20 protein-coding genes are annotated in these 23,417 nt (G+C 58.3%); 9 read left to right on the forward strand and 11 right to left on the reverse strand.

Annotated elements, in window-relative coordinates; all coding sequences use genetic code 11:
* Positions 1-38 precede the first annotated feature (38 nt).
* Positions 39-1,226 (reverse strand): pyridoxal phosphate-dependent aminotransferase, encoded by a 1,188-nt coding sequence (locus JJQ76_RS02405; RefSeq protein WP_210395024.1) that lies wholly within the window; start codon positions 1,224-1,226, stop codon positions 39-41.
* 121 nt (positions 1,227-1,347) lie between these two features.
* Here JJQ76_RS02405 and uvrB point away from each other — a divergent pair, with 121 nt between their 5' ends.
* From uvrB to JJQ76_RS02435, 6 genes are all read left to right on the forward strand, one after another.
* Positions 1,348-3,366 carry an excinuclease ABC subunit UvrB gene (gene uvrB / locus JJQ76_RS02410; RefSeq protein WP_210395025.1) on the forward strand — a complete coding sequence of 673 codons (2,019 nt, stop codon included), beginning with the start codon at positions 1,348-1,350 and terminating at the stop codon, positions 3,364-3,366.
* Between the two features lie 542 nt (positions 3,367-3,908).
* A complete protein-coding gene (locus JJQ76_RS02415; protein WP_210395026.1) occupies positions 3,909-4,988 on the forward strand; it encodes a TRAP transporter substrate-binding protein in 1,080 nt (359 codons plus the stop codon).
* A 69-nt stretch (positions 4,989-5,057) separates the two neighbouring features.
* Positions 5,058-5,594: a TRAP transporter small permease subunit gene (locus JJQ76_RS02420; protein ID WP_210395027.1), complete on the forward strand. Its 537-nt coding sequence runs from the start codon at positions 5,058-5,060 to the stop codon at positions 5,592-5,594.
* A gap of 2 nt (positions 5,595-5,596) precedes the next feature.
* Positions 5,597-6,886 carry a TRAP transporter large permease gene (locus JJQ76_RS02425; protein WP_210395029.1) on the forward strand — a complete coding sequence of 430 codons (1,290 nt, stop codon included), beginning with the start codon at positions 5,597-5,599 and terminating at the stop codon, positions 6,884-6,886.
* 93 nt (positions 6,887-6,979) lie between these two features.
* On the forward strand, positions 6,980-8,338 hold the full coding sequence (locus JJQ76_RS02430; protein WP_343232466.1) for a cache domain-containing protein: 1,359 nt from the start codon (positions 6,980-6,982) through the stop codon (positions 8,336-8,338).
* Positions 8,335-9,009 (forward strand): response regulator, encoded by a 675-nt coding sequence (locus JJQ76_RS02435; RefSeq protein WP_210395031.1) that lies wholly within the window; start codon positions 8,335-8,337, stop codon positions 9,007-9,009. Before JJQ76_RS02430 ends, JJQ76_RS02435 begins: the two co-directional genes overlap by 4 nt.
* Positions 9,010-9,020: 11 nt before the next feature.
* Here the strand turns inward: JJQ76_RS02435 and fghA are convergent, their stop codons facing one another.
* Positions 9,021-9,887, reverse strand: coding sequence for an S-formylglutathione hydrolase (gene fghA, locus JJQ76_RS02440; RefSeq protein WP_281411930.1), 867 nt, complete (start codon positions 9,885-9,887; stop codon positions 9,021-9,023).
* Positions 9,887-10,996, reverse strand: coding sequence for an S-(hydroxymethyl)glutathione dehydrogenase/class III alcohol dehydrogenase (locus tag JJQ76_RS02445; protein ID WP_210395033.1), 1,110 nt, complete (start codon positions 10,994-10,996; stop codon positions 9,887-9,889). The genes fghA and JJQ76_RS02445 overlap by 1 nt, the downstream gene beginning before the upstream one ends.
* Positions 10,997-11,305: 309 nt before the next feature.
* Between JJQ76_RS02445 and JJQ76_RS02450 the strand changes: the two genes are divergently transcribed.
* The gene (locus JJQ76_RS02450) at positions 11,306-11,515 is read left to right on the forward strand and encodes a hypothetical protein (RefSeq protein WP_210395035.1); all 210 of its coding nucleotides are present in this window, start codon (positions 11,306-11,308) and stop codon (positions 11,513-11,515) included.
* Between the two features lie 73 nt (positions 11,516-11,588).
* On the opposite strand, the gene JJQ76_RS02455 is transcribed toward JJQ76_RS02450, so the two are convergent.
* The 8 genes from JJQ76_RS02455 to JJQ76_RS02490 form a co-directional block, all read right to left on the reverse strand.
* The gene (locus JJQ76_RS02455) at positions 11,589-12,401 is read right to left on the reverse strand and encodes a class I SAM-dependent methyltransferase (RefSeq protein WP_210395037.1); all 813 of its coding nucleotides are present in this window, start codon (positions 12,399-12,401) and stop codon (positions 11,589-11,591) included.
* A gap of 68 nt (positions 12,402-12,469) precedes the next feature.
* Positions 12,470-14,155: an AMP-binding protein gene (locus JJQ76_RS02460; protein ID WP_210395039.1), complete on the reverse strand. Its 1,686-nt coding sequence runs from the start codon at positions 14,153-14,155 to the stop codon at positions 12,470-12,472.
* Between the two features lie 46 nt (positions 14,156-14,201).
* Positions 14,202-14,780, reverse strand: a complete 579-nt coding sequence (locus tag JJQ76_RS02465) for a peroxidase-related enzyme (protein ID WP_210395040.1) — start codon at positions 14,778-14,780, stop codon at positions 14,202-14,204.
* 12 nt (positions 14,781-14,792) lie between these two features.
* Positions 14,793-15,713 (reverse strand): branched-chain amino acid ABC transporter permease, encoded by a 921-nt coding sequence (locus JJQ76_RS02470; RefSeq protein WP_210395041.1) that lies wholly within the window; start codon positions 15,711-15,713, stop codon positions 14,793-14,795.
* 37 nt (positions 15,714-15,750) lie between these two features.
* A complete protein-coding gene (locus tag JJQ76_RS02475; protein ID WP_210395042.1) occupies positions 15,751-16,638 on the reverse strand; it encodes a branched-chain amino acid ABC transporter permease in 888 nt (295 codons plus the stop codon).
* A 94-nt stretch (positions 16,639-16,732) separates the two neighbouring features.
* Entirely contained in the window at positions 16,733-17,959 is a 1,227-nt protein-coding gene (locus tag JJQ76_RS02480; protein WP_210395043.1) for an ABC transporter substrate-binding protein, read from the reverse strand.
* A 73-nt stretch (positions 17,960-18,032) separates the two neighbouring features.
* Complete coding sequence (locus JJQ76_RS02485; RefSeq protein ID WP_425515220.1) at positions 18,033-18,770, reverse strand: ABC transporter ATP-binding protein; 738 nt, start codon at positions 18,768-18,770, stop codon at positions 18,033-18,035.
* Positions 18,771-18,778: 8 nt separating this feature from the next.
* On the reverse strand, positions 18,779-19,573 hold the full coding sequence (locus JJQ76_RS02490) for an ABC transporter ATP-binding protein (RefSeq protein ID WP_210395045.1): 795 nt from the start codon (positions 19,571-19,573) through the stop codon (positions 18,779-18,781).
* 268 nt (positions 19,574-19,841) lie between these two features.
* Here JJQ76_RS02490 and JJQ76_RS02495 point away from each other — a divergent pair, with 268 nt between their 5' ends.
* Positions 19,842-22,652: a cache domain-containing protein gene (locus tag JJQ76_RS02495; RefSeq protein WP_210395047.1), complete on the forward strand. Its 2,811-nt coding sequence runs from the start codon at positions 19,842-19,844 to the stop codon at positions 22,650-22,652.
* Positions 22,649-23,371, forward strand: a complete 723-nt coding sequence (locus JJQ76_RS02500; RefSeq protein WP_343232467.1) for a response regulator transcription factor — start codon at positions 22,649-22,651, stop codon at positions 23,369-23,371. Before JJQ76_RS02495 ends, JJQ76_RS02500 begins: the two co-directional genes overlap by 4 nt.
* Positions 23,372-23,417: the final 46 nt, after the last annotated feature.

Below are 23,417 nucleotides of genomic sequence, written 5' to 3' on the forward strand. Positions count from 1 at the left end.
AAAAGCCCGCCGAAGCGGGCTTTTAGCGGTATCGTTGATCAGCCTTCGATGGCGCGCTTGATGCGCCCAATCGCGTCTTCCAGTACCTTGAGGCTGGTCGCGAACGAGAGCCGCATCTGGCCGGGAGCGCCAAAAGCGGAACCTGGAACCAGTGCAACACCGGCTTCGTTGAGGAGGAACTCGGCCAGGGCGATGTCGTCTTCAAACGCATCGTTGGCGTCGATCACTTTCTGAAAGCTGGGGAAGGCGTAGAAGGTGCCATCTGCGGGAATGCATTCAACCCCTTCGATATCGTTCAGGGCGTTGATGACGAAGTCGTGGCGCTGTTTGAACGCTTCCAGCATCTCCGCAACGCAGTCCTGCGACCCTTCCAGCGCCACCTGTGCCGCCACCTGGGAGATAGAGGTGGGGTTGGAGGTGCTCTGGGACTGGACCTTCTTCATTGCGCCGATCAGTTTTTGCGGGCCTGCCGCGTAGCCGATGCGCCAGCCGGTCATGGAATAGGCCTTGGATACGCCGTTCAGAACCACGGTGCGGTCGTACAGGTCCGGGCAGGCCATAACGATGTTAACGAACGGCTCCTCGCTCCACAGGATGTGCTCGTACATGTCATCGGTGGCGATCAGGATGTTGGGGTGCTTTTTCAGCACCTCGCCCAGGGCTTCCAGCTCGGCTCGGGTGTAAGCCACGCCGGAGGGGTTTGACGGGCTGTTCAGCACCACCAGTTTGGTCTTGGGCGTGATCGCCATCTCCAGTTGTTCCGGTGTGATCTTGAAACGCTGCTCCTGGGTGGTGCGGATGATGACCGGAACGCCGTCGGCTACCAGCACCATGTCCGGGTAGGATACCCAGTAGGGTGCGGGAATGATGACCTCGTCACCAGCATTGATCAGCGCCAATGACATGTTGAAGAAGCTCTGCTTGCCGCCGCAGGAAACCAGAATCTGGTTGGGCGCGTAGCTGAGGCCGTTATCGCGTTCCAGTTTGTTGATGATGGCGTGCTTGAGCGCCGGCGTGCCGTCCACTGCCGTGTACTTGGTGAAGCCTTCATTCAAAGCTTGAATGGCGGCCGCTTTGATGTGCTCAGGGGTGTCGAAGTCCGGCTCGCCGGCGCCGAGTCCAATAATGTCTTTTCCTGCCGCGCGCAGCTCGGCGGCACGGTTGGTGACGGCGAGAGTGGGTGAGGGTTTGATGTTATTTACGCGGTCTGAAAGTTGAACGTCCAACCTGTTGTCCTCTTAGTCGATAGGTGGTCTGATCTGTCGCCCCCTGGCGGGGTATCCTATGTACCCAGCGGCCAGATAAACTCTATAATCATACCGGATTCTGGTAGTTGCAGGAATGTCGATGCCCAACAATTTTAAGGTGAATTCGCGCTTTGAGCCCGCCGGCGACCAGCCTGAAGCGATACGGCAGTTAAGCGCGGGCATTGACGCCGGCCTTGCCGCCCAGACCTTGCTCGGGGTGACCGGTTCCGGCAAAACCTTCACCATTGCCAACGTGGTTGAGCGGCTACAACGCCCGACCATCGTGTTGGCACCGAACAAAACCCTGGCCGCGCAGCTGTACGGTGAGTTCAAGGATTTTTTCCCGGACAACAGCGTCGAGTATTTTGTCTCCTACTACGACTATTACCAGCCAGAGGCTTACGTACCGTCCTCGGATACCTATATCGAGAAAGACGCCTCCATCAACGACCATATTGAACAGATGCGACTGTCAGCGACCAAAGCACTGTTGGAGCGGAAGGACGCCATCATCGTCGCTACCGTCTCCTCCATTTACGGCCTTGGGGACCCGCGTGCCTATCTGCGCATGGTGATGCATCTGGATCGCGGTGACCGCATTGATCAACGCCAGATACTGCGCCGGTTGGCGGAGTTGCAGTACACCCGAAATGACGTCGAGTTGCATCGGGGGACCTACCGGGCACGGGGTGACGTGATCGACATTTATCCGGCTGAATCAGATAAGGACGCGATCCGGGTTGAGCTTTTTGACGACGAAATCGAGGAGATCAGCTGGTTTGACCCGCTTACTGGCGAAACCTTGCGCAAAGTGCCACGAGTGACGGTATACCCCAAGTCCCACTACGTCACCCCGCGGGAAACCCTGCTTGAGGCGGTGGACCATATCCGTGAGGAGTTGCGCGAACGGCTGGCGTATCTGCGTGAGCATGATCGGCTGCTGGAGGCGCAGCGGTTGGAGCAGCGCACCAATTTTGACATGGAGATGATTCTGGAGCTGGGTTACTGCACCGGCATCGAGAACTACTCCCGCTATCTCTCCGGTCGCAACCCGGGCGAAGCGCCGCCGACCCTGTTCGACTACCTGCCTGCTAATGCGTTGATGGTGATTGATGAATCCCATGTCACCATCCCGCAGCTGGGCGCGATGTACAAGGGCGATCGTTCACGCAAAGAAACTCTGGTGGAGTATGGTTTTCGGCTGCCGTCGGCGCTGGATAATCGCCCGTTGCGGTTTGAAGAGTGGGAGCGGCTGGCTCCTCAGGCTATTTTTGTCTCGGCCACACCCGGCCCTTACGAGGGCGAGCACGCGGGGCAGGTGGTTGAGCAGGTTGTGCGTCCGACGGGGCTGGTCGATCCGGCGATCGAAGTGCGGCCAGCCACCACCCAGGTGGATGATCTGTTATCCGAAATCACCCAGCGGGTGGCGCTGAAAGAGCGGGTGCTGGTGACAACGCTGACCAAGCGGATGGCCGAGGACCTGACCGAGTACCTGCACGAGCACGGTATTCGGGTACGCTATCTGCACTCGGATATCGACACCGTGGAGCGGGTCGAGATTATCCGGGATCTGCGTATCGGAGAGTTTGACGTACTGGTGGGCATCAACCTGCTGCGCGAAGGGCTCGATATGCCCGAGGTGTCGCTGGTGGCGATTCTGGACGCCGATAAGGAGGGCTTTTTGCGCTCCGAACGCTCACTGATCCAGACCATTGGGCGGGCGGCACGCAACCTGAACGGCAAGGCGATACTTTACGGTGACCGGGTCACCGGGTCGATGCAACGGGCGATCGATGAAACCGACCGGCGCCGGGATAAGCAATTGGCATTTAACCAGGCCAACGGGATTACCCCCAAAGGGGTGACAAAATCGGTCGCTGACATCATGGAGGGTGCACGGGTGCCGGGTAAAAAGGCTGGCCGGGGTGCACGCAAGGTGGCCGAATCCAGCCCCGTGTATCAAACCGACCCAGCTGCACTGTCGGCAAAAGAACTGAGTCGGGAGATCAATCGCCTGGAGGATCAGATGTATCAGGCGGCCAAGAATCTCGAGTTCGAGAAAGCCGCTCAGTATCGCGATCAACTGCAGGCATTGAAAACCAGTGCGTTGGTCAGTTAAGGGTTCCAGAGCGGCGACCAACGCTTTTTTATCGTCCTAATCAAGGCCAAGGTCGCCCGGTTCGTCGCGATTAACACGCGCCGCTACTTCCGCTTCCCCCAAACTACCTCCTGCCGTCTTGTCGGTTGTGGCAGGCAATGGCTTCATCCAGCGACTTGCCCCCGTAGCCCATGCAAGGCTCGGTAGCGATACCGACTAGGTGCGGAGCGTGGGGTTCGGCAGCTTGCATCAAGTCGGCCGTACGCCGGGGCCGATTCCTCGTCGCTCCCTTTGTCGCTCCCGAGTTGGACGCCGTTTGAGCAACCGGGGCGATCACAACTCGCAAGTGCAGAGCGGCCGCTGCATGAGAGCAGTCGTCAATGCTGGCTCAAATATCCGTAAAACTACGTAGCGGGCTACGTAGTCCTGCGTAGCGGGCAGGCGCGGAGTGCGCAGTTGTACGAATTACCTCCGTTGTGTCCGGGTGGGATGATAAAAAGCGTTGGCGCTGTGCCCAGCGTACGGTGTCACCAATAAGAACAACGATGAGGATGATTCCGACAATGCTTAAGCTAAAACTGCCCAAGAAGCTGATGGCCGCGGCGACCTGCCTGGCTGTGCTTGCTTCACCCGCGATGGCGGCCGAAAAGGTCTACCGTCTGAAGCTGGCCGAAACCTGGGGACCCAACTTCCCCATCTTTGGTGACGCTACCAAAAATATGGCTGCCATGGCCGAAAAGATGTCCAATGGTCGTTTGCAGATCACCATCGACTCCTCCAACAAGCACAAGTCTCCTTTTGGCGTGTTTGACATGGTGCGCGCGGGTCAATACGACCTGGGCCACTCCGCGTCGTACTACTGGAAAGGCAAGGTTCCCAACACCCTCTACTTCACCACCATGCCTTTTGGCATGATCGCACCGGAGCAGTACGCTTGGTTCTACCACGGCGGTGGTATGGAGCTGATGCAGAAAGTGTATGAGCCCTTTGGTCTGATGTCTTTCCCCGGGGGCAATACCGGCAATCAGATGGGTGGCTGGTTCCAGAAAGAGATCAACTCGCTGGATGATCTGCAGGGTCTGAAAATGCGGATTCCTGGCTTTGCCGGCGAAGTGCTGGCCAAACTGGGTGCTAGTCCGACCAATATTCCACCGGCGGAGTTGTACACCGCACTGGAGCGTCGCACCATCGATGCGCTGGAGTGGGTCGGCCCGTCACTGGATCTGCGGATGGGGTTCCACAAGATCGCACCGTACTACTACACCGGCTGGCATGAGCCGGCGACCGAGCTGCAGTTCCTGGTGAACAAGAAGAAGTTTGAGCGTCTGCCGGAAGATCTGCAGGAGATCCTCAAGGTTGCGATGAAGACCGCGGCTTACGATATGTACGTGCACTCCACCCATGCCAGCGCCGAAAACTGGGCCTCCATGACCGCGGAGTTCCCCAATATCGAAGTTAAAACCTTCCCGCCGGAAGTGATGAACGCCATGCGCAAGGCCAACGACGAGTTGCTGGCAGAGCATGCGGCCAATGACGCACAAGCCAAGGAGATCCTCGACTCCCAGCGTGCTTACTTGGAGAAAGCGCGCAAGTGGATCAATATCTCCGACAAAGCCTATCTGGATAGCCTCTCGGCCTATTAAGGCGGGTGGTTGATCGCTCTGATTCCCGGTGCCCTCGGGCGCCGGGTGTTTTACTCTGGAGAGGCTGTTATGGACTTTCTTATATCGCTTGAAAATGGCGTCAACAAGGTCTCCGACTGGCTCGGTAAGTTGACCGCTTTCTTGTTTGTTCTCATGTTGTTGAACGTCTTTTATGACGTTGTTTCACGCTATCTTTTTAATCAGGTTTCCATCGGCATGCAGGAGCTGGAATGGCACCTGCACGCGACGATATTTCTGCTCGGCGTGCCCTATGCATTGCGCGTGGGCGGTCATGTGCGGGTGGACCTGATCTATGAGCGCCTGAGTTCCAAGAAGAAAGCCTGGGTCGATCTGATCGGTACGCTGGTCCTGCTGCTGCCGTTTTGTCTGCTGGTGGTGTGGTACGGCTACGATTTTGCCCACGAAGCCTACACTCTGGGCGAAACCAGCGGCGACCCCGGCGGGTTGCCCTACCGCTGGATTATCAAGTCGATGATTCCGGTTTCGTTCGGCTTTATGGCACTCAGCGGCATCGGTCTGTTGCTGACCTCGGTTAATACGCTGCGCGGAGCTCACGAGCAGCCTTATCAGCATACGGAGTTGTAACCATGGTCGGTATCGTAATGTTTGTGGTGGCTCTGGGCATGTTGCTGTTCGGCTTTCCGGTAGCCTTTACCTTCGGCGGTGTGGCGTTGGCGTTTGGCGTCTGGGCCGAAGGCGCCGAAATCTTCGCGTTCATGCCGTTTCGTATCCAGAGCATCATGGAAAACACCGTGTTGATGGCGGTGCCACTGTTCGTGTTTATGGGTATCGTGCTACAGAAAACCCAGTTGGCCGAGCAGTTGCTCGAAGCGATGGGGCGCCTGTTCGGTGGCGTGCGCGGTGGCTTGGCTATCTCCACCATTCTGGTGGGCGCGTTACTGGCGGCGTCCACCGGTGTGGTGGGTGCGAGCGTGGTCGCCATGGGGTTGATCTCGTTACCGGTGATGCTTAAGTACAAATACGACAAAGCTCTGGCATGTGGCACTATTTGCGCCTCGGGTACCCTGGGGCAGATTATCCCGCCCTCAATCATCCTGATTATTCTCGGCGATGTGCTGGGGATCCCGGTGGGTGATCTGTTCAAAGCCGCGGTCGGCCCCGGCCTGATGTTGATCGGCGCCTATATAGTGTTTGTGCTGGCGATCGCCTTCCTCAAGCCTGAAAAAGCCCCTTCCATTCCGCTCGATGAGGATGCGGGCGGCAAGGTGCAACAGGTGTTCACCGCTCTGAAAGCTATCGTGCCGCCGCTGGCGTTGATTGTGGTGGTTTTGGGGTCGATCTTTACCGGGATTGCTACGCCGACGGAATCCTCCGCACTGGGGGGAGTCGGGGCGTTGCTGTTGGCCGCGATCTACGGCCAGTTGAACTGGAAAGTGGTGATGGACAGCGCGGAGGAAACGGTCAAAGTGACCGCGATGGTGTTCGCCATCCTGCTCGGTGCCACCGCGTTTTCGATGGCCTTTACCTACACCGGTGGTGATTATCTGGTTGAAGAGTGGCTGCTGGACCTGCCGGGTGAAAAGTGGGGCTTCCTGATTCTGTCGATGCTGGTGATCATGATTCTCGGCTTTTTCATCGACTTCGTCGAAATCAGCTTCATCATTGTGCCGATCCTCGCTCCCGTTGCGGAGGCTCTGGGTATCAGCATGCTGTGGTTTGCCATTCTGATCGCCATGAATCTGCAGAGTTCGTTCCTGACGCCGCCCTTCGGATTCAGCCTGTTTTACCTCAAGGGGGTATCGCCGCCGGAAGTTCGCACCATGGATATCTACCGCGGCGTGGTTCCCTATATCGTGATTCAGGCCGTTGTGCTGATCTCAGTGCTGCTGCTACCGGCGTTTTACGGACTGGCCTGATTTAGCCACCACTGAGCCCCCGGTTTGCGGGGGCTTTTTTTTGTGCCGTTGCCCCCCTAAGATGAAGTGCTGCTGAGTCATGGAATCGTTGGTGTGATACCGCTCTCCCTTAAAACAAAAATGATCCTGCTGGCGATCATTCCACTGCTGCTGGTAGTTGCATTGATCACCCTGATCAGCCTGAATCAGGCACGGGATCTGGGTGAACATGAGATTGCCACCTTTGAGCGCAACCTCATTTCGTCCAAGCAGCAGGAGCTTCGTCACTATGTTGAGTTGGCGCTGACCGCCATTGATCATGTTTACAGCGCACCGGGGTTACCCAGCGACGCGGCGAAAGCGCAGGTAAAAGCGATCCTGCAGAACCTTACCTACGGCGATGACGGCTATTTCTTTGTCTACGATGCTGAGGGCGTCAATCTGGTGCACCCTATTCAGCCGGAACTGGTGGGGCGCAACCTGATCGACTTGGCCGACCCTAACGGCGACCTGATCATCCAGAATTTGCTCCGCCTGGCGTCTGATGGTGGCGGTTATCACCGTTACCAGTGGAATAAACCGTCGCTGGGAGAGCTCGAAGACAAGCTCAGTTACGTGGTACAGCTTCCCAAGTGGGGGTGGATGCTGGGTACCGGCCTTTATCTTGATGACATCGGCCGGGAGGTCGCCAAGATCCGTGACCAGGTCAGTGACAACATCCGCAATACTTTCCTTACCGTATTGGCGATCACCTCGATCACTGTGGTGGTGATCGTTGTTATCGCTATCGCCTTTAACCTGCATGAACACCGGCTGGCTGATACCCGGCTGCGGGAGCTGGCAAGCCGCTCGCTGCAGTTTCAGCTGTCGGAGCGGAGGCGTTTTTCCCGCGAACTGCATGACGGTATTAACCAGTTAATGGTCTCGATCAAGTTTCGTCTGGAACTGGCCCAGCAACGGCTGCATGACCACCCGGACAAAGCGGCTGAAGATCTGAGCAAGGGGCAGAAGGTGCTTAACGAAACGATTCAGGAGGTGCGCCGTATCTCCCACGATATGCGCCCGACGGTGCTGGATGACCTCGGTTTTGAAGCCGGCCTTAACAGCCTGCTGGAGGAGTTTTCGTTGCGCACCGGTATTCAGGTGGATCTGGATGTGGAGCTGCAAGGACGGCCGCTTAGCGAAGAGGTTGATATTACCCTTTACCGCGTGGTGCAGGAGGCGCTGACCAATATCGAACGTCACGCGGACGCCAGCCGTCTCAGTCTGCGAGCATACTGGCGTAAAGCTTACTTTCACCTCGAACTGACTGACAACGGTTGCGGTTTCGATGACCCCCGTGCGACCGATGGTATCGGCATCAGCAACATGCGTGAACGGGTTGAGCTGCTGGGAGGGCGTTTCGTGATCGATAGCCAGCGGGGCAACGGCACCTACATACAGGCAGAGTTGCCTATGGAGCTATACGGATGACAGAACGCAGCGCCCAGCAGGGCCACGAGCCAATCGCAGTGTTACTGGTCGATGACCATCCGTTGGTACTGGACGGCATCGAAGCCCGGCTGGAAGGGGTATCGTCGATCCGTGTGGTGGGGCAGGCCCACAATGGCGAGCAGGCGCTGGATCTGGCGACGCAGGTTGCACCTGACGTGGTGTTGATGGATGTCAGCATGCCGGTAATGAACGGACTTGAGGCGGCGCGCCATTTCCACAGCCGCTTTCCCGATATCAAAGTGCTGATCCTGAGCATGCACGATAACCGTGAATATATCCTCAAGGTGATGCAGTCGGGCGCACGTGGTTACATTCTCAAAGATGTCTCATCCGATGAGCTGGTTACCGCGATCGAAACCGTGGCCATCGGCAATACCTATTTCTGCCAAAGCGCTTCCAACAGCCTGTTCAGCAGCCCCATTGGCCAGGCGCCGGCGGGTGAACCGGTGCAGCCGCTGACCAAACGCGAAGTGATGGTGTTAACGCTGTTGGCTGAGGGTAAAAGCAACAAGATCATTGCCCGTAGCCTTGATATCAGCGTGCGCACGGTAGAAACCCACCGCCAGAACATCAAGAATAAGCTGGATATTCATACCGCAGCAGGATTAGCCCGGTACGCCATCGAACAGGGGCTGGTGGACACACCCTGAGGCGACTCGCCTCAGACTGTCTGGACCAGACCGAGATGGATGGCGTGGAAGCGCAGATGATCGCTGATGAACGAGGCGATGAAGTAGTAGCTGTGATCATAGCCGGCCTGATAGCGCAAGGTAAGCGGGTAGCCGCTGGCCCTGCACGCAGCTTCCAGCTGTTGTGGCTGCAACTGCTCGGTCAGAAACGGGTCGGCTTCGCCCTGGTCCACCAGCAGCGGCAGCACCGGCGCGCTGAACTGGCGAAGCAGCTCGCAGGCATCCCAAGCCCGCCATTGTTCCCTATCAGGGCCCAGATAATGACCAAAGGCTTTCTGCCCCCAGGGGCAGTTTGACGGATTGCTGATCGGCGCAAACGCCGATAGCGAACTGTAGCGCTCAGGGTTACGCAGTCCGCACACCAGCGCGCCGTGTCCCCCCATGCTATGACCGGCCAACGAACGCCGGGGTGAGAGCGGTAGTTGGTGCTCCAGCAGTTCCGGCAGTTCATCGACTACGTAGTCATACATCCGGTAGTGCCGACTCCACGGTGGTTGGGTGGCGTTGAGGTAGAATCCGGCGCCGCTGCCGAAGTCCCAGTCATCCTCTTCACCGGGCAGATTGCAGCCGCGAGGGCTGGTGTCGGGGCAGATGAGCGCCAGTCCGAGCTCTGCTGCCACGCCAAATGCCCCCGCTTTCTGGCAAAAGTTCTGGTCGGTGCAGGTCAGCCCCGACAGCCAGTACAGTGCCGGCACCGGCCTTTGGTGAGCCTGAGGCGGCAGAAATACCGCCAGTTCCATGTCGCCGTTGACCGCGTGCGAGTGGTGCCGGTAGCGGGTTAGCTGGCCGGCAAATACTTTGACCTGTTCGATCACCTCCAGCGGGGCGGACGCTACCATCAGAACAGCACCACCGAGCGGATACTCTTGCCGGCATGCATCAACTCGAACGCATCGTTGATCTGGTCCAGGGTCAAGGTGTGGGTCACGAAAGGATCGATCTTGATCACGCCAGCCATGTAACGCTCAACGTAATCAGGCAGTTGCGAGCGGCCCTTGACACCACCAAAGGCGGTGCCACGCCAGACCCTGCCGGTTACCAGTTGAAAGGGGCGGGTACTGATCTCCTGGCCGGCGCCGGCCACGCCGATGATCACTGACTCGCCCCAGCCCTTGTGACAGCACTCCAACGCCTGACGCATGACATTGACGTTGCCGATACACTCAAAGGAGTAGTCCACGCCCCCATCGGTAAGATCGACGATCAGTTCCTGAATCGGCACGCTGTGCTGACTGGGATTGACGCAGTCAGTTGCCCCCAGCTGCCGCGCCATCTCAAATTTGTCCTCGTTGATATCAATCACTACGATGCGTGACGCCTTGGCCATCACCGCGCCCTGAACCACGCTCAAGCCGATGCCGCCGAGGCCGAACACGGCGACTGTGGACCCCGGCTCCACCTTGGCGGTGTTGAGCACCGCGCCGATCCCCGTCGTGATGCCGCAGCCTAGCAGGCAGACTTTGTCCAGCGGCGCTGCGGGATTGATTCTGGCTACCGCAATTTCCGGCATCACACTGTATTCGGAGAACGTTGACGTGCCCATGTAGTGGTGCAGTTTGGTGCCATTGCAACTGAAGCGGGAACTGCCGTCGGGCATCAGCCCTTTGCCCTGGGTCTCCCGAATCGCCTGGCAGAGATTGGTTTTGCCGCTTTTGCAGAATTTGCAGTGGCCACATTCAGGGGTGTAGAGCGGAATAACGTGATCACCGGGCTTGACGCTGGTAACCCCGTGGCCGATCTCTTCAATGATGGCGCCGCCTTCGTGCCCCAGGATGACCGGGAACAGACCCTCCGGATCATCGCCGGACAGGGTGTAGGCATCGGTGTGGCACACTCCGGTGGCGACCATTCTCACCAGTACTTCGCCGGCGCGAGGGCCCTCGACATCAACCTCCTCGATGACCAGAGGTTTACCTGCCTCCCAGGCCACCGCTGCACGTGATTTCATCGCAATTCTCCCGATCAAGTGGATACCCGGCGTGCCCGGGTGCTGACGTAAGGATAGCCGTTCAATTGCTGCTTGCAGCCCGGGACCTGTGCTGCTGTGGCGGGCTTGGGGCGGGCGCATCACCCTGTTCCCGTTCGGTCTCCAGAGGGCGCGGGAACCTCTCCGGTCAGCGCCGTGTTTAGGTGATATGGGGGCAGGCGATCAGGCGGGCCCCTCATCAGCGGTTAAAGCATGCTAGGGTGAGAGAGCGTATGGCATTCGCCCGAGTGGGGTTCGCCGCGGCGAATTGTGCGCCAGAGGAGGTACACCATGTCCAGAACTATCACGGTTTCGAACGACGTCTATGCAGCGATTGTGGCCCGGCGAAAACATGCGAATGAATCGGAAAACGAGATTCTGCAGCATATTCTCGCCGCTGCCGGGGACGCCGAGGCAGTGCACGCCCGCGCTCATACCGATGCAGATGATGCCCACCTGATTCTCGATAGCGAGATTGATCACGTGGTTGAAACCGAATGACCCGCGCGGTTACCCGGACTCAGGATGTCGCTCGGCCGGCGGTGCCGCTGTTTTAGAGCGGGCCGGTTCAGGTTCAGTCCCGGACTGGTGCAAGCTCGGCATGAATTACCCGTACCCGCGAGTCGCGCAAGCTGCGCTGCAGATTGGTTGCCAGTGTGGTGAAACGATCCCCGTAGACCAGTTGCGGCGATAGTCCGCTCACCCCGTCAGCTTCGCGGCGGGCGTGGCGGCTCCGCCATGCCAGCGCGTCCGCTGACAGATCGCGCCAGACTTTAACCTCCAGCCCCGCATCGCTGATCAATCCCCGGAACTGCTGTTCATCAAGCAAGTGGCTTTGGTCGGCCCGGCTCGCCCAAGGCGTGGGGAAGTAGGGCTCGCCGCCGGGGCCGGCCAATAGTTCATGCAGCACGATTGCCCCTTGGGGATGGAGAACGCGCCGCAGTTCGGCCAGTGCGCGGGGCAGGTCCGGCAGGTTCATCAAACAGTGCTGGCTTACGGCTAGTCCGAAACTGGCGTTGACAAAGGGAAGATTGAGCGCGTCCCCCTGCACAAAATTTACCGGCAGCAGATTGGCCAGGCGCTCGCCCAGACGCGCGGCCAACTGGCAGAACTGCGCGGTAAGATCGATGCCAACGACGGGGCAGCTGCACTGCTGTGCCAACAGGCGGGCGGTACCGCCAAGGCCGCTGCCGAGATCAAGCACTGGCAGGTCAAGCTGCAGGCTGAGACCCTCAAGCAGGGCCAGGCTGGCGCGGCGGCCGCCCAGATGAAGTTGGTCTACAGGTGCCAGTTGTTCGGGTCTAAGGGCGCTCCCCAGTTGCCGGTCAACCGCGGCCAGCAGTCTGTCAGGGTCAAGCTGGTGTTGGTAGTGGCTGGCGACATCCATGCCAGGCTCCTTGTTTCAGCGGACAAAAAAAGGGCCGCACGAGGCGGCCCAAGGCATCCATCGGACGGCTACTTCAGCCCTTTCAGGCCAAACTCTTCGATCGTGATTTCGCGCATCTTAAACTTCTGGATCTTGCCCGTCACTGTCATTGGAAAGCTTTCAGTGAACTTGATGTAGCGGGGCACCTTGAAGTGGGTGATCTTGCCTTTACAGTACTCCTTGAGTTGCTCTTCGCTCAGATCCTCACCCTCTTTCAGGATGACCCAGGCGACCAGCTCTTCGCCGTATTTTTCGTCGGGTACCCCGGTCACCTGTACGTCGGAGATCGCCGGATGAGTGTAGAGAAACTCCTCGATTTCGCGCGGGTAGATGTTCTCGCCGCCGCGAATCACCATATCCTTGCTGCGACCAACGATGGAGATGTAGCCGTCATCGTCCATGGTGGCCAGATCGCCGGTATGCATCCAGCCCTGCTTGATGCTGCCGCGGGTGGCCTCGTCGTTGTTCCAGTAACCGAGCATCACGCTGTAGCCGCGGGTACAGAGCTCGCCGATGGTGCCCCGGGGGACGATGCGCCCCTCTGAGTCGATGATCTTTGACTCAATGTGCGGCTGGGTGCGCCCTACGGTTGATACCCGTTTCTCCAGTGGTGAATCGGCCCCGGTCTGGGTGCTGACCGGACTGGTTTCGGTCATGCCGTAAGCGATCTGCACTTCGGACATGTGCATCTTCTCAATCACCTGTTTCATAACTTCAACCGGACAGGTAGCGCCGGCCATTACCCCGGTGCGCAGTGAGCTGAGATCGAATTCGGCAAAGTTGGGTTGCGACAGCACCGCGATAAACATGGTCGGCACCCCGTAGAGAGCGGTGGCGCGCTCTTCGGCGACCGCCTTCAGTACCGCATCCGGTTCGAACGCTTCGCTGGGGTAGATCATGGTGGCACCGTGGGTAACGCAACCAAGATTACCCATCACCATGCCGAAGCAGTGGTAGAGCGGCACCGGAATCACCAGCCGATCCCGGTCGGTAAAGCCCTGGCTCTCGGTAACAAAGAAGCCGTTGTTGAGGATATTGTGGTGACTCAGGGTGGCCCCTTTGGGAAAACCGGTGGTACCACTGGTGTACTGGATATTGATCGGGTCGTCGAACTGCAGCTGGCTCTGGCGTTCGGCCAGAGATTCGCTGCTCACTTCATCAGCGCGTTGCAACAGCTGATCCCAGCTCATCATGCCGGCCGCAGGAGAGTCCGTCAGGCTGATTACACCTTGTAGATGAGGCAGGGCGACAGACTTGATCTGGTTGGCGGCGCAACTGGCGATCTCCGGCGCCAGCTCATTGAGCATGGCGGTGTAATCGGAACTCTTGAAGGTGTCGGCGGCGATCAGGAACTTGCACTCGGACTGGTTGAGTGCGTATTCCAGCTCGTGCAGCCGGTACGCGGGATTGATGTTGACCAGAATGGCACCGATCTTGGCGGTGGCGAACTGGGCCACGCACCACTGAGCATTGTTGGGTGACCAGACTCCTACCCGGTCGCCACGCTCGACGCCGATGGCCATCAGTGCACGAGCGCAGTTATTGACCTGTTGCTGGAGCTGCGTATAGGTCCAACGGATACCCTGGTGGCATACCACCAGCGCTTCGTTATCAGGGTGGCGGGCGGCAATCTGGTCGAACAGGTCGCCGATGGTGTCGCCCAGCAGCGGGGTCGTGCTGGTGGCGCTGGTGTAGCTTTTCTGTAGGCTGCTCATTGTCGGTCTCTCTTGTTATCTCTACGTCCTGGGCCAGTGGCGGCGACTAGCGGCACTGGCTGTGATACTCGGGGTTGGGTTGCATCTCGGTGGCAGCGGCAACCCGGTTGGTCATGTTGTAGAAACCGGTGACGTTGGCGATATCCCAGATGTCGCGATCGCTGAAACCGGCATCGCGCAGCGCCTGACGGTCTGCCTCGTCGATACGGTCCGGGGCTTCGGTCAGCAGGGCGGCAAAATCGAGCATGGCACGCTGGCGTTGATCGAGCGGCGCAGCGCGGAAATTCATGACCAGCATCTCGCCCAATTGCGGGTTTTCACTGTACTGGCGCACGGCGGCGCCGTGGGCGGTCAGGCAGTAGAAACAGTGGTTGATCGAGGACACCACCACCGCAATCATCTCCCGTTCCAGCGACGACAGCCCCGATTCGCCGAACATCAGCTCGTTGTAATACCGGGAAAACGCGTCCAGCTGGGCAGGACGATGGCTGTATGCCTGCAGTACGTTGGGGACCATTCCCAGTTTTTCGTCGCACTTGGCGAAGTAGCGCTGGGTCTCGTCCGGCAGCGCATCGCGTGCCGGAATGCCGAGGTCGAGGGCGGTCACATCCGTTGACTGGGTCATCAATCGATCCTCTTAGAAATTCTTCTTAACCAGTTTCTGTAGTTCGCCGACGATTCCGTTCCGGAACGCCAGCACGCAGATCACAAAAACCACGCCCATCACCACGTGGATGTAGTTGGCCAGCGGGCCAGAGGCGAGCATGTTCTGCATGCCAACGACGGTAGTGGCGCCGATAACAGGGCCCCAGATGGTGCCCATGCCGCCGAGCAGGGTCATCAGGACCACCTCACCGGACATGAACCAGTGCACGTCGGTCAGCGATGCCAGCTGGAACACCAGCGCCTTGGTGGAGCCGGCGAGACCGGCCAGCGACGCGGACAAAACAAAGGCCAGCAACTTGTACTGTTCAACCTTGTAACCTAGAGAGATAGCGCGCGGCTCGTTTTCACGGATCGCCTTCAGAATCTGGCCGAAGGGCGAGTGGACGCAGCGGTGAATCAGCCAGAATCCGGCGCTGAAGATGGCCAGTACGAAGTAGTACATGGTCATGTTGTCTTCCAGATCGATAACGCCGAACAGGTTGCCGCGCGGAACGCCCTGCAGACCATCCTCACCGCCGGTGAAGGGAGCTTGCAGGTAGAAGAAAAACGCCAGCTGGGCCAGCGCCAGGGTGATCATGGCAAAGTAGATCCCCTCGCGGCGCACCGCCAGTTTGCCGTAGACAAAGCCGATCAGACCGGCACAGATCACCCCGGCGATGATGCCGATCTCGGGAGTGACGCTGTAGTTCAACATCAGATGGCCGGTAATGTAACCGCCGGTACCCAGAAACACGGCGTGGCCGAAGGAGAGCAGGCCGGCAAAACCGAGCAGCAGGTTAAAAGCGCAGGCAAACAGCGCAAAGCAGAGGATCTTCATCAGGAAGACCGGGTAGATAGCCAGGGGCGCTACCAGCGCCACACCCAGCAAAGCGATCGTCAGTTTCTTGTTCATTATGTTCACCCTATAAATCTGTTGGTGTAGGCGGTTATCAGGCTGGTTTGCCGAACAGGCCAGCGGGGCGGGTCAGAATGACCAGAACCATTACCAGGAAGATCACGGTGTTGGAGGCTTCGGGGTAGAAGTACTTGGTCAGGCCCTCGACCACGCCCATGGCCAGGCCGGTGAGAATGGCGCCGCCAATGGAACCCATGCCGCCAATAACCACGATGGCGAACACCACGATCAGGATGTTGGAGCCCATCTCCGGCGAAACGGAGTAGACCGGTGCAGCCAGCACGCCAGCAACGCCAGCCAGGCCAACGCCAAAGCCGTAGGTAAGAGTGACAATCAGGGGAACGTTGATACCGAACGCCTGCATCAGCTGCGGGTTTTCGGTGCCGGCGCGCAGATAGGCGCCCAGCTTGGTTTTTTCAATCAGATACCAGGTGCCGGCACAGACCACCAGCGAGAATACGATGATCCAGGCGCGGTAGTTGGGCAGGTACATGAACGGCAATTTGGTGCCGCCCTTGAGCTCTTCCGGAATCGCGTAGGGCAGGCCGGAGGAACCGAACCAGTGGGTAAACAGCCCCTGCAGAATCAGCGCGATGCCAAAGGTCAGCAGCAGGCTGTAGAGGTGATCCTCGTTGGCGATCGGCCGGATCAGGGTACGCTCCATCAGAATGCCGATGGCGGCGATAGCGAGCGGAACCAGCAGCAGCGCCCACCAGTAGCTTAGACCCAGATGGTTGAGTCCGAGGTAAGCACCGAAGGCTCCCAGCATGTAGAGGGCGCCTTGAGAGAAATTGATGATTTTCAGCAGCCCGAAGATGATCGCCAGACCCAGCGCCAGCAGCGCGTAAAAAGAGCCGTTGATCAGACCGATCAGTAACTGACCGGACAGGGCAAAGAGGTTGATTCCGAGAAAGGTCGCCATAATCGCACCCTGAGGATTCTCAATAATTGTTGTTGTTATGGGGCCACCCCCGGAGGGGTGGCCGGTACTGCGGATTGGCTACTAAGTGAAGAACTTAGTTTTTAGCCATGGCGAACTCACAGCCACCCTTGCTCAGCGGCAAGAAGGCATCGTCGCCCTTGATCACCTGCTCAATCGCGAAGATGTCGTCGCCATTGGCACGCTCGTCGGCCTTCTTGATCCGGACCTGGAGCATATCGTGAACCATGCGGCCGTCGGCGCGCAGGTAACCGTTACGGGAGAAGAAGTCTTCAACCGGGGTTTCCTTCATCTTCGCCATGACTGCATCGGAGTCGTCGGTACCTGCTGCCTGAACGGCTTTCAGGTAGTGCATGGTGGAGGAGTAGGCACCTGCGTGCGGCATCGCCGGGATTTTGTTATCCATGCGGGCCATGTAACGCTTGGACCAGGCGCGGGTTTCGTCATCCATATCCCAGTAGAAACCGGTGGTCAGTTTCATGCCGCCGGCCACGTTGGGATCCAGCGCCTGCGCGTTAGGGGTAAATACCAGCAGACCGGCAACGTCGGCGGTTTCGGTAACCCCGAACTCGGCCGCGGTCTTGAGGCTGTTAACCATGTCGGTACCGGCGTTGGCCAGTGCGATGACGTCAGCGCCTGATGCTTGTGCCTGCAGCATGTAGGAGGAGAAGTCAGTGGTGCCAAGCGGAGCTTTTACGCCGCCAACCACTTCACCGCCGTTCTCCTTGATTACGCCGGTTGCGACGCTTTCCAGAGCATGGCCGAAGGCGTAGTCAGCAGTGACGAAGAACCACTTCTTCTTGCCACTCTGAACGATCGGCTTCACCGTGCCGTTGGCAAGGGAGACCACATCATATGTCCAGTGCGCGTTGTAGGGTGTACAGGCCTTGGTGGTAAACGCGTGGCTGGCAGATGCCGCGATCAGGGTGATCTTCTTGGCATCGGATGCAACCTTGGTGACGGCCCCGGTTACGGAGCTCGCAACCGCACCGTTGATGACGTCAACCTGTTCCTGCTCGATCCACTGGCGAGCGATGGCGGAGCCGATGTCGGGCTTGAGCTGGGTGTCGGCGCTGACCACTTCGATCGGCTTGCCCAGTACGCTGCCGCCGAAGTCTTCAACCGCCATCTTGACCGCTTCAACGCAGCCCTGACCACAGATGTCGGCATATACACCGCCCATATCAACCAGTACGCCAATCTTGACCTTGTCGTCAGACAAACCCGCAGCATTGGCGCTGCCGGTAATGGCCATAGTGGCTGCCATTGCAGTGGCTAACAGGGTTTTTTGCATCACTTTCATGGGATTCTCCCGTTTTTTGTTTTTATAGCTATGCGTTATGCATGGATTGATGGTGCCAGTAACCATCCGGTCGTCAGACGCCCAGATAGGTATTCAGTAGTTCGGTTTTCTCTTCCAGCTCTTCGCGCGGAATCTCTTCGACGATATGGCCGTGCTCCATCACGTAGTGACGGTCAGCAATCGGAGCGGCGAAGCGGAAGTTCTGTTCCACCAGTACGATGGTGAGACCGCGCTGCTTGAGCTTGGTCAGCACTTCACCAAGCTTCTGCACGATCACCGGAGCCAGACCCTCGGTGATCTCGTCCAGCAGCAGGATGTTGGCGCCGGTACGCAGAATACGGGCCATGGCGAGCATCTGCTGTTCCCCCCCGGAGAGACGGGTGCCCTGGCTTTTGCGGCGTTCAGCCAGATTGGGAAACATCTCGTAGATCTCTTCCACCGACATGCCGTCGGAGCGGACGGCCGGTGGCAGCATCAGGTTCTCTTCCACGTTGAGGCTGGAGAAGATGCCACGCTCTTCCGGGCAGTAGCCGAGGCCGAGGTGAGCAATACGGTGGCTCGGCATGTTGATGGTTTCGTTGCCGTTAATGAAGATCGAGCCGGTACGCTTGCCCACCATGTTCATGATCGCGCGCAGGGTAGTGGAGCGGCCTGATCCATTGCGTCCCAGCAGGGTCACCAGCTCGCCCTGGTTCACGCTGAGATCGATGCCGTGGAGAATGTGTGACTCGCCGTAAAAGGCATGCAGATCGCTGATACGGATTTTTTCGCGGTGGCTCTTGGTGGTCATAGGCTCTTTGGCCGCGGTCATCGGTGCGTTCATGCGGCGTTCTCCTCGTCATTGCTGGCGCTGGGGTCGCCGTCGGCAGCGACGCCCATGTAGGCTTCGCGGACACGCGGGTCATCGGAAACGGTGGCGTAGTCGCCTTCGGTCAATACCGCGCCACGCTGTAGTACGGTAATGCGGTCGGACAGGTCGGCCACCACGTGGAGGTTGTGCTCCACCATCAGGATGGTGCGATCCTGGCCCACTTTTTTGATCAGTTCCGCGACCACGCTGACGTCTTCGTGCCCCATGCCCTGGGTCGGTTCGTCCAGTAGCAGCAACTCCGGATCAAGGGCGAGGGTGGTGGCGATCTCCAGCGAACGCTTGCGACCGTAGGGCAGGTCGACGGCACGGGCGTTGGCGAAGGGTTCCAGGCCAACCGACTCCAGCAGTTCCATGGCGCGGTCGTTCAGGCTGTCGAGGGTTTTTTCCGAACGCCAGAAGTAGAGGCTGTCACCGCGGGTGCGCTGTAGCGCTACGCGCACGTTTTCCAGTACGCTCAGGTGTGGAAATACCGCCGAAATCTGGAACGACCGGACGATGCCCAGACGCGCTATGGAGTCCGGCGTCTGCCGGGTGATGTCTTTGCCGTTGAAAAGTATCTCACCGCGCGTAGGGGTCAGGAACTTGGTCAGCAGGTTGAAAACGGTGGTTTTGCCGGCGCCGTTAGGGCCGATCAGGGCGTGGATGGTGCCGCGTTCAACGTTAAGATTGACGTCATCGACGGCGGTAAAGCCCTTGAATTCTTTGACCAGATTGCGCGTCTGTAGGATGAAATCCTGGCTCATAGTCGACTTCCCTTGGCGTTACCCGGTGGGTATGCCTTGTTATTTTTGTAAGGGCGCGGCGCCTGGAAACAGGTTGTTGCCGCTAACAGAAGTCGATTAAACGCCCAGAGTGTTGCTGGATTTCGTCTCAAATCTAACCAAATGTAACAAGCTTGTGCACACTGTTACCGGCTGGTTAGATGGGTTCTGCGTCTAAAGGCGGGGTATCCGCGGATACGGGAGATCCCGTATACTGGGCGCTGGCTCAATTCAGAGAAGAACGATAACAATGCTTCTGGGCTCACAACTGGTTCGCCGTTTTTTCTTTACTCTGGTTACGATCATCGTGCTGTTCGCGTTGGCGATCTATTTCTATTCGGTGCCGTTGATCAAGAACACCGTGTACGACATCGAACGCAACGCCAGCCGCATTGCACTGAACAACGTGTTCGAGCTGGCCAACAAGATTCAGTTCAACCTCGAAGGCTACCGCCAGCAGGCGGTGGAATCCCATAAAAAGCAGCTGCGTACGGTCGTTGGTTTTGCCGAGTCCTACGCCAAGGATTACTTTGAGCGCGCGGCGCGCGGCGAGATGGCTGAGGCCGAGGCTCGCCGGCGAGTATTCGAAGGGCTGCGAAAATTCACATATGGCAACAACGATTACATCTGGATTGCCGGCTATGACACTGTACTGGTATCACACCCCGATACCCGCTTTCACGGTGCCGATACCACCGAAGTTCTGAGCCACGATGGCGAGCAGATCATTGCCAATATCGTTGATTTCGCCCGCTCCAACGGTGACGGCTATTACCAGTACCCCTGGCAGCGCCTGGACCAGACCGAAGTCGTCGACAAAATGTCCTATGTGAAGGACTTTCCCCAGTGGGGTTTTGTTATCGGTTCCGGCGTCTATCTGGATGATATCGACGCGGAAGTGCGCCAGCGCAAGCAGCAGGCGATGACCGAGCTTCGCCAGGCGCTGGAAGAGATCCGCATTGCCAAAACCGGCTACATGTATATCTTCGATGCCGGTGGCAACATGCTGATTCACCCCAACGCCAACCTCGACGGCATCAATTTTCTCGATCAGCTGAATCCGGTTACCGGCAAGTCTATCGCGCGTGAATTGATCGCCGTAGCCGACACTGGGCGCGAACACTTCTACAAGTGGGATAAACCCTCCGATCCGGGTAACTACGTCTACGAGAAGTTGTCGCTGGTGCGCTACCTCGACGGTTTTAACTGGTATATCGGATCTTCGGTGTACGTTGACGAGCTGCAGCGCAGTTCCGAGGTGTTGAGCGAGCGCATCATGACCATTACTGCCGTGGTGCTGGTGATGGCCATATTCATGGCATTGGTGTTCGTGTCGCGGATTGCCGCGCCTATTCGCAAGCTGGCGGACACCGCCGAACGGGTTAGCGGCGGCGACCTCAGTGCCCAAAGCGGCATTCGTGGCGACGACGAGATCGGCGTACTGGCCCATACCTTTGACGAAATGGTGCGGCGCCTCAGCACCAGCATCCAGACCCTGGACCACAAGGTGCAGGTCCGCACCCGGGAACTGGCCACCATTGAAGAGCAGCAGCGGATGATCCTTGATGCGCTGCCGGCCCAGATCGCCTATGTGGGACGGGATTTCCGCTATCGCTTCGTCAACCAGCGCTACGCCGAGATGTTTGGATTCAGCAAGGATGAAGTGGTGGGTAAAACGCTGGAAGAGGTGATGGGCCGAGAGATGCTGGATCATATCTCTCCCCAGATTGACCAGACCCTCTGTGGTGAGGAAACCACCTTTGAATACAGTTTCAGACGTGGCGACCGCGAGCTGATCACCAAGCGCAATCTGATTCCGCAAGTCTCATCCGACGGTTTTGTTACCGGCATCCTTAACCTGTCGCTGGATATCACCACAGAAAAGGAAACCGAGCGCAAACTGACCGAAGCACAGAGAATGGGCGCGGTGGGTCAGTTGGCAGGTGGTCTGGCACACGATTTCAATAACTTGCTGACCGTTATTATCGGAAACCTGATCTCTTTGTGCGAGCGTCATCAGGGTAACGCCGAGCTGGAACGCTATCTGGAACCGGCGATTCGCGCCAGCCGCCGCGGCGCCGACATCACCAGTCGTTTGCTCGCATTCTCCCGGAAGCAACCGTTGCAGCCGACCGCCGTTGATGTGGTGGCGCTGGTTCAAGAGGGGATCGAACTGCTCAAGGGCGGCCTGCCCAGCAATATCGATATCGAATTTGACCCGGATGATGTGGAGTGCCGCGCGTATGTCGACGCCAGTCAGCTGGAAAACGTGCTGTTCAACCTGTCACTGAACGCGAGAGACGCCATGCCCAAAGGCGGAACGCTGCAGGTCACCTTACGCGAGCGTTGGGTGCAGGTGCCGCTGGATTATGATGAAGCAGTGGTGCCCGGCGATTACCTGGAGATCCGGGTCAAGGATACCGGCGTTGGTTTCAGCGAAGAGGGGCTGTCACGGGCCTTCGAGCCCTTCTTTACCACCAAGGGTGGTGCCGGCAGCGGGCTGGGGCTCAGTATGGTGTACGGTTTCGTCAAGCAGTCGCAGGGTTATATTCGCCTGGACAGTGCACCGGGCAAGGGTGCCGAGGTACGTATGCTGTTACCAGCGGTGCCTGCCAACTACGTTGCTGACGATGGCATGAACGGCACAATGCTGGGTAGCGGGTCCGGCGACGGCCGGTTGGTACTGCTGGTTGAAGACGATGCAGACGTGCGCAATATTATTCGCGAGCAGCTTTCGGATATGGGGTACGCGGTGGTTGAGGCCTGCGACGGCGATGAAGCAAGCACCCTTTTGGAGAGCTTGCCGGGGCTGTACGCCGTTGTTTCCGATGTGATCATGCCGGGCCAAACAGATGGTTTTGAACTGGCCGCGCAAGTGAATCGCGAACATCCCGAGGTTCACGTGGTATTGATTACCGGCTACTCCTTCGAGCAGCAAAGCCGTGGCAGTAGCGGCGCACGTTATGAACTACTGCGCAAACCCTTTGCTCCGGAAGCGTTGAAATCCGCACTGGATCAATCTGGAAAACGTAAGAAAGAACAAGGAAATCCATCAGCGTGACCACCACCAATAAGAAGCTGATTTACGTCATCGAAGACGAACCCGATATCGCCAGCATGGTTTGCAACGAGCTGGAGAACTTCGGCTTTGCTACCGCATCGTTCCGTACCGGGGCGTTGGCGTCACAAGCGATTCGTCGCCGCCAGCCGGATCTGTGCATCGTCGATCTGGGACTGCCCGATATGGACGGGCTGGGGTTGGTGCGTGAACTCTGTGACAGCCATCGCATCGGCGTGGTGATACTGACGGGGCGCGGCAGCCTGCCGGACCGGGTGTTAGGGCTGGAGATCGGCGCGGACGATTACATCACCAAACCGTTCGATCCACGTGAGCTGGTTGCCCGTATCAACAGCCTCATCCGCCGGCTGGAACAGATCGACAGCACTGCGCAGGCACCATCCAGAGCCGCACGGTTCGGCGACTGGCGCTTCGATCCTGCCACCCTGACCCTGACCAATGACGATGGACGCGCAGAAACTCTTAGCTCGGCCGAGTCCGACCTGTTGCTGGTGTTGCTGCGTGCACCCAAGCAGGTGTTGAGCCGCGACCGTCTGATGGGTGACCTGATGGGCCGCGAATCGATGCCGTTTGATCGCAGCATTGATGTACGTATGTCGCGCATTCGCAAGAAGCTGGAGGAAGACCCCAAAAACCCGCGCCTGATCAAGACTGTTTATGGCGTTGGCTATCTTTTGAGCGTTTCGGTGGAGTGGTTGTAACCGCGTGAAAAAAATTGTGGGAGGGGGTTGTCAAAGCGGCACAGCC

Source organism: Motiliproteus sediminis (assembly GCF_017912535.1).
In the GTDB taxonomy this organism is placed as follows: domain Bacteria; phylum Pseudomonadota; class Gammaproteobacteria; order Pseudomonadales; family Balneatricaceae; genus Motiliproteus; species Motiliproteus sediminis.

Coding starts and splice junctions, on each gene's coding strand:
- JJQ76_RS02445 (WP_210395033.1), bottom strand. CDS start 10,996: ATGAAATCACGTGCAGCGGTGGCCTGGGAGGCAGGTAAACCTCTGGTC.
- JJQ76_RS02460 (WP_210395039.1), bottom strand. CDS start 14,155: ATGAGCAGCCTACAGAAAAGCTACACCAGCGCCACCAGCACGACCCCG.
- JJQ76_RS02480 (WP_210395043.1), bottom strand. CDS start 17,959: ATGAAAGTGATGCAAAAAACCCTGTTAGCCACTGCAATGGCAGCCACT.
- JJQ76_RS02475 (WP_210395042.1), bottom strand. CDS start 16,638: ATGGCGACCTTTCTCGGAATCAACCTCTTTGCCCTGTCCGGTCAGTTA.
- uvrB (WP_210395025.1), top strand. CDS start 1,348: ATGCCCAACAATTTTAAGGTGAATTCGCGCTTTGAGCCCGCCGGCGAC.
- JJQ76_RS02490 (WP_210395045.1), bottom strand. CDS start 19,573: ATGAGCCAGGATTTCATCCTACAGACGCGCAATCTGGTCAAAGAATTC.
- fghA (WP_281411930.1), bottom strand. CDS start 9,887: ATGGTAGCGTCCGCCCCGCTGGAGGTGATCGAACAGGTCAAAGTATTT.
- JJQ76_RS02470 (WP_210395041.1), bottom strand. CDS start 15,713: ATGAACAAGAAACTGACGATCGCTTTGCTGGGTGTGGCGCTGGTAGCG.
- JJQ76_RS02415 (WP_210395026.1), top strand. CDS start 3,909: ATGCTTAAGCTAAAACTGCCCAAGAAGCTGATGGCCGCGGCGACCTGC.
- JJQ76_RS02465 (WP_210395040.1), bottom strand. CDS start 14,780: ATGACCCAGTCAACGGATGTGACCGCCCTCGACCTCGGCATTCCGGCA.
- JJQ76_RS02425 (WP_210395029.1), top strand. CDS start 5,597: ATGGTCGGTATCGTAATGTTTGTGGTGGCTCTGGGCATGTTGCTGTTC.
- JJQ76_RS02420 (WP_210395027.1), top strand. CDS start 5,058: ATGGACTTTCTTATATCGCTTGAAAATGGCGTCAACAAGGTCTCCGAC.
- JJQ76_RS02450 (WP_210395035.1), top strand. CDS start 11,306: ATGTCCAGAACTATCACGGTTTCGAACGACGTCTATGCAGCGATTGTG.
- JJQ76_RS02495 (WP_210395047.1), top strand. CDS start 19,842: ATGCTTCTGGGCTCACAACTGGTTCGCCGTTTTTTCTTTACTCTGGTT.
- JJQ76_RS02455 (WP_210395037.1), bottom strand. CDS start 12,401: ATGGATGTCGCCAGCCACTACCAACACCAGCTTGACCCTGACAGACTG.
- JJQ76_RS02435 (WP_210395031.1), top strand. CDS start 8,335: ATGACAGAACGCAGCGCCCAGCAGGGCCACGAGCCAATCGCAGTGTTA.
- JJQ76_RS02485 (WP_425515220.1), bottom strand. CDS start 18,770: ATGACCGCGGCCAAAGAGCCTATGACCACCAAGAGCCACCGCGAAAAA.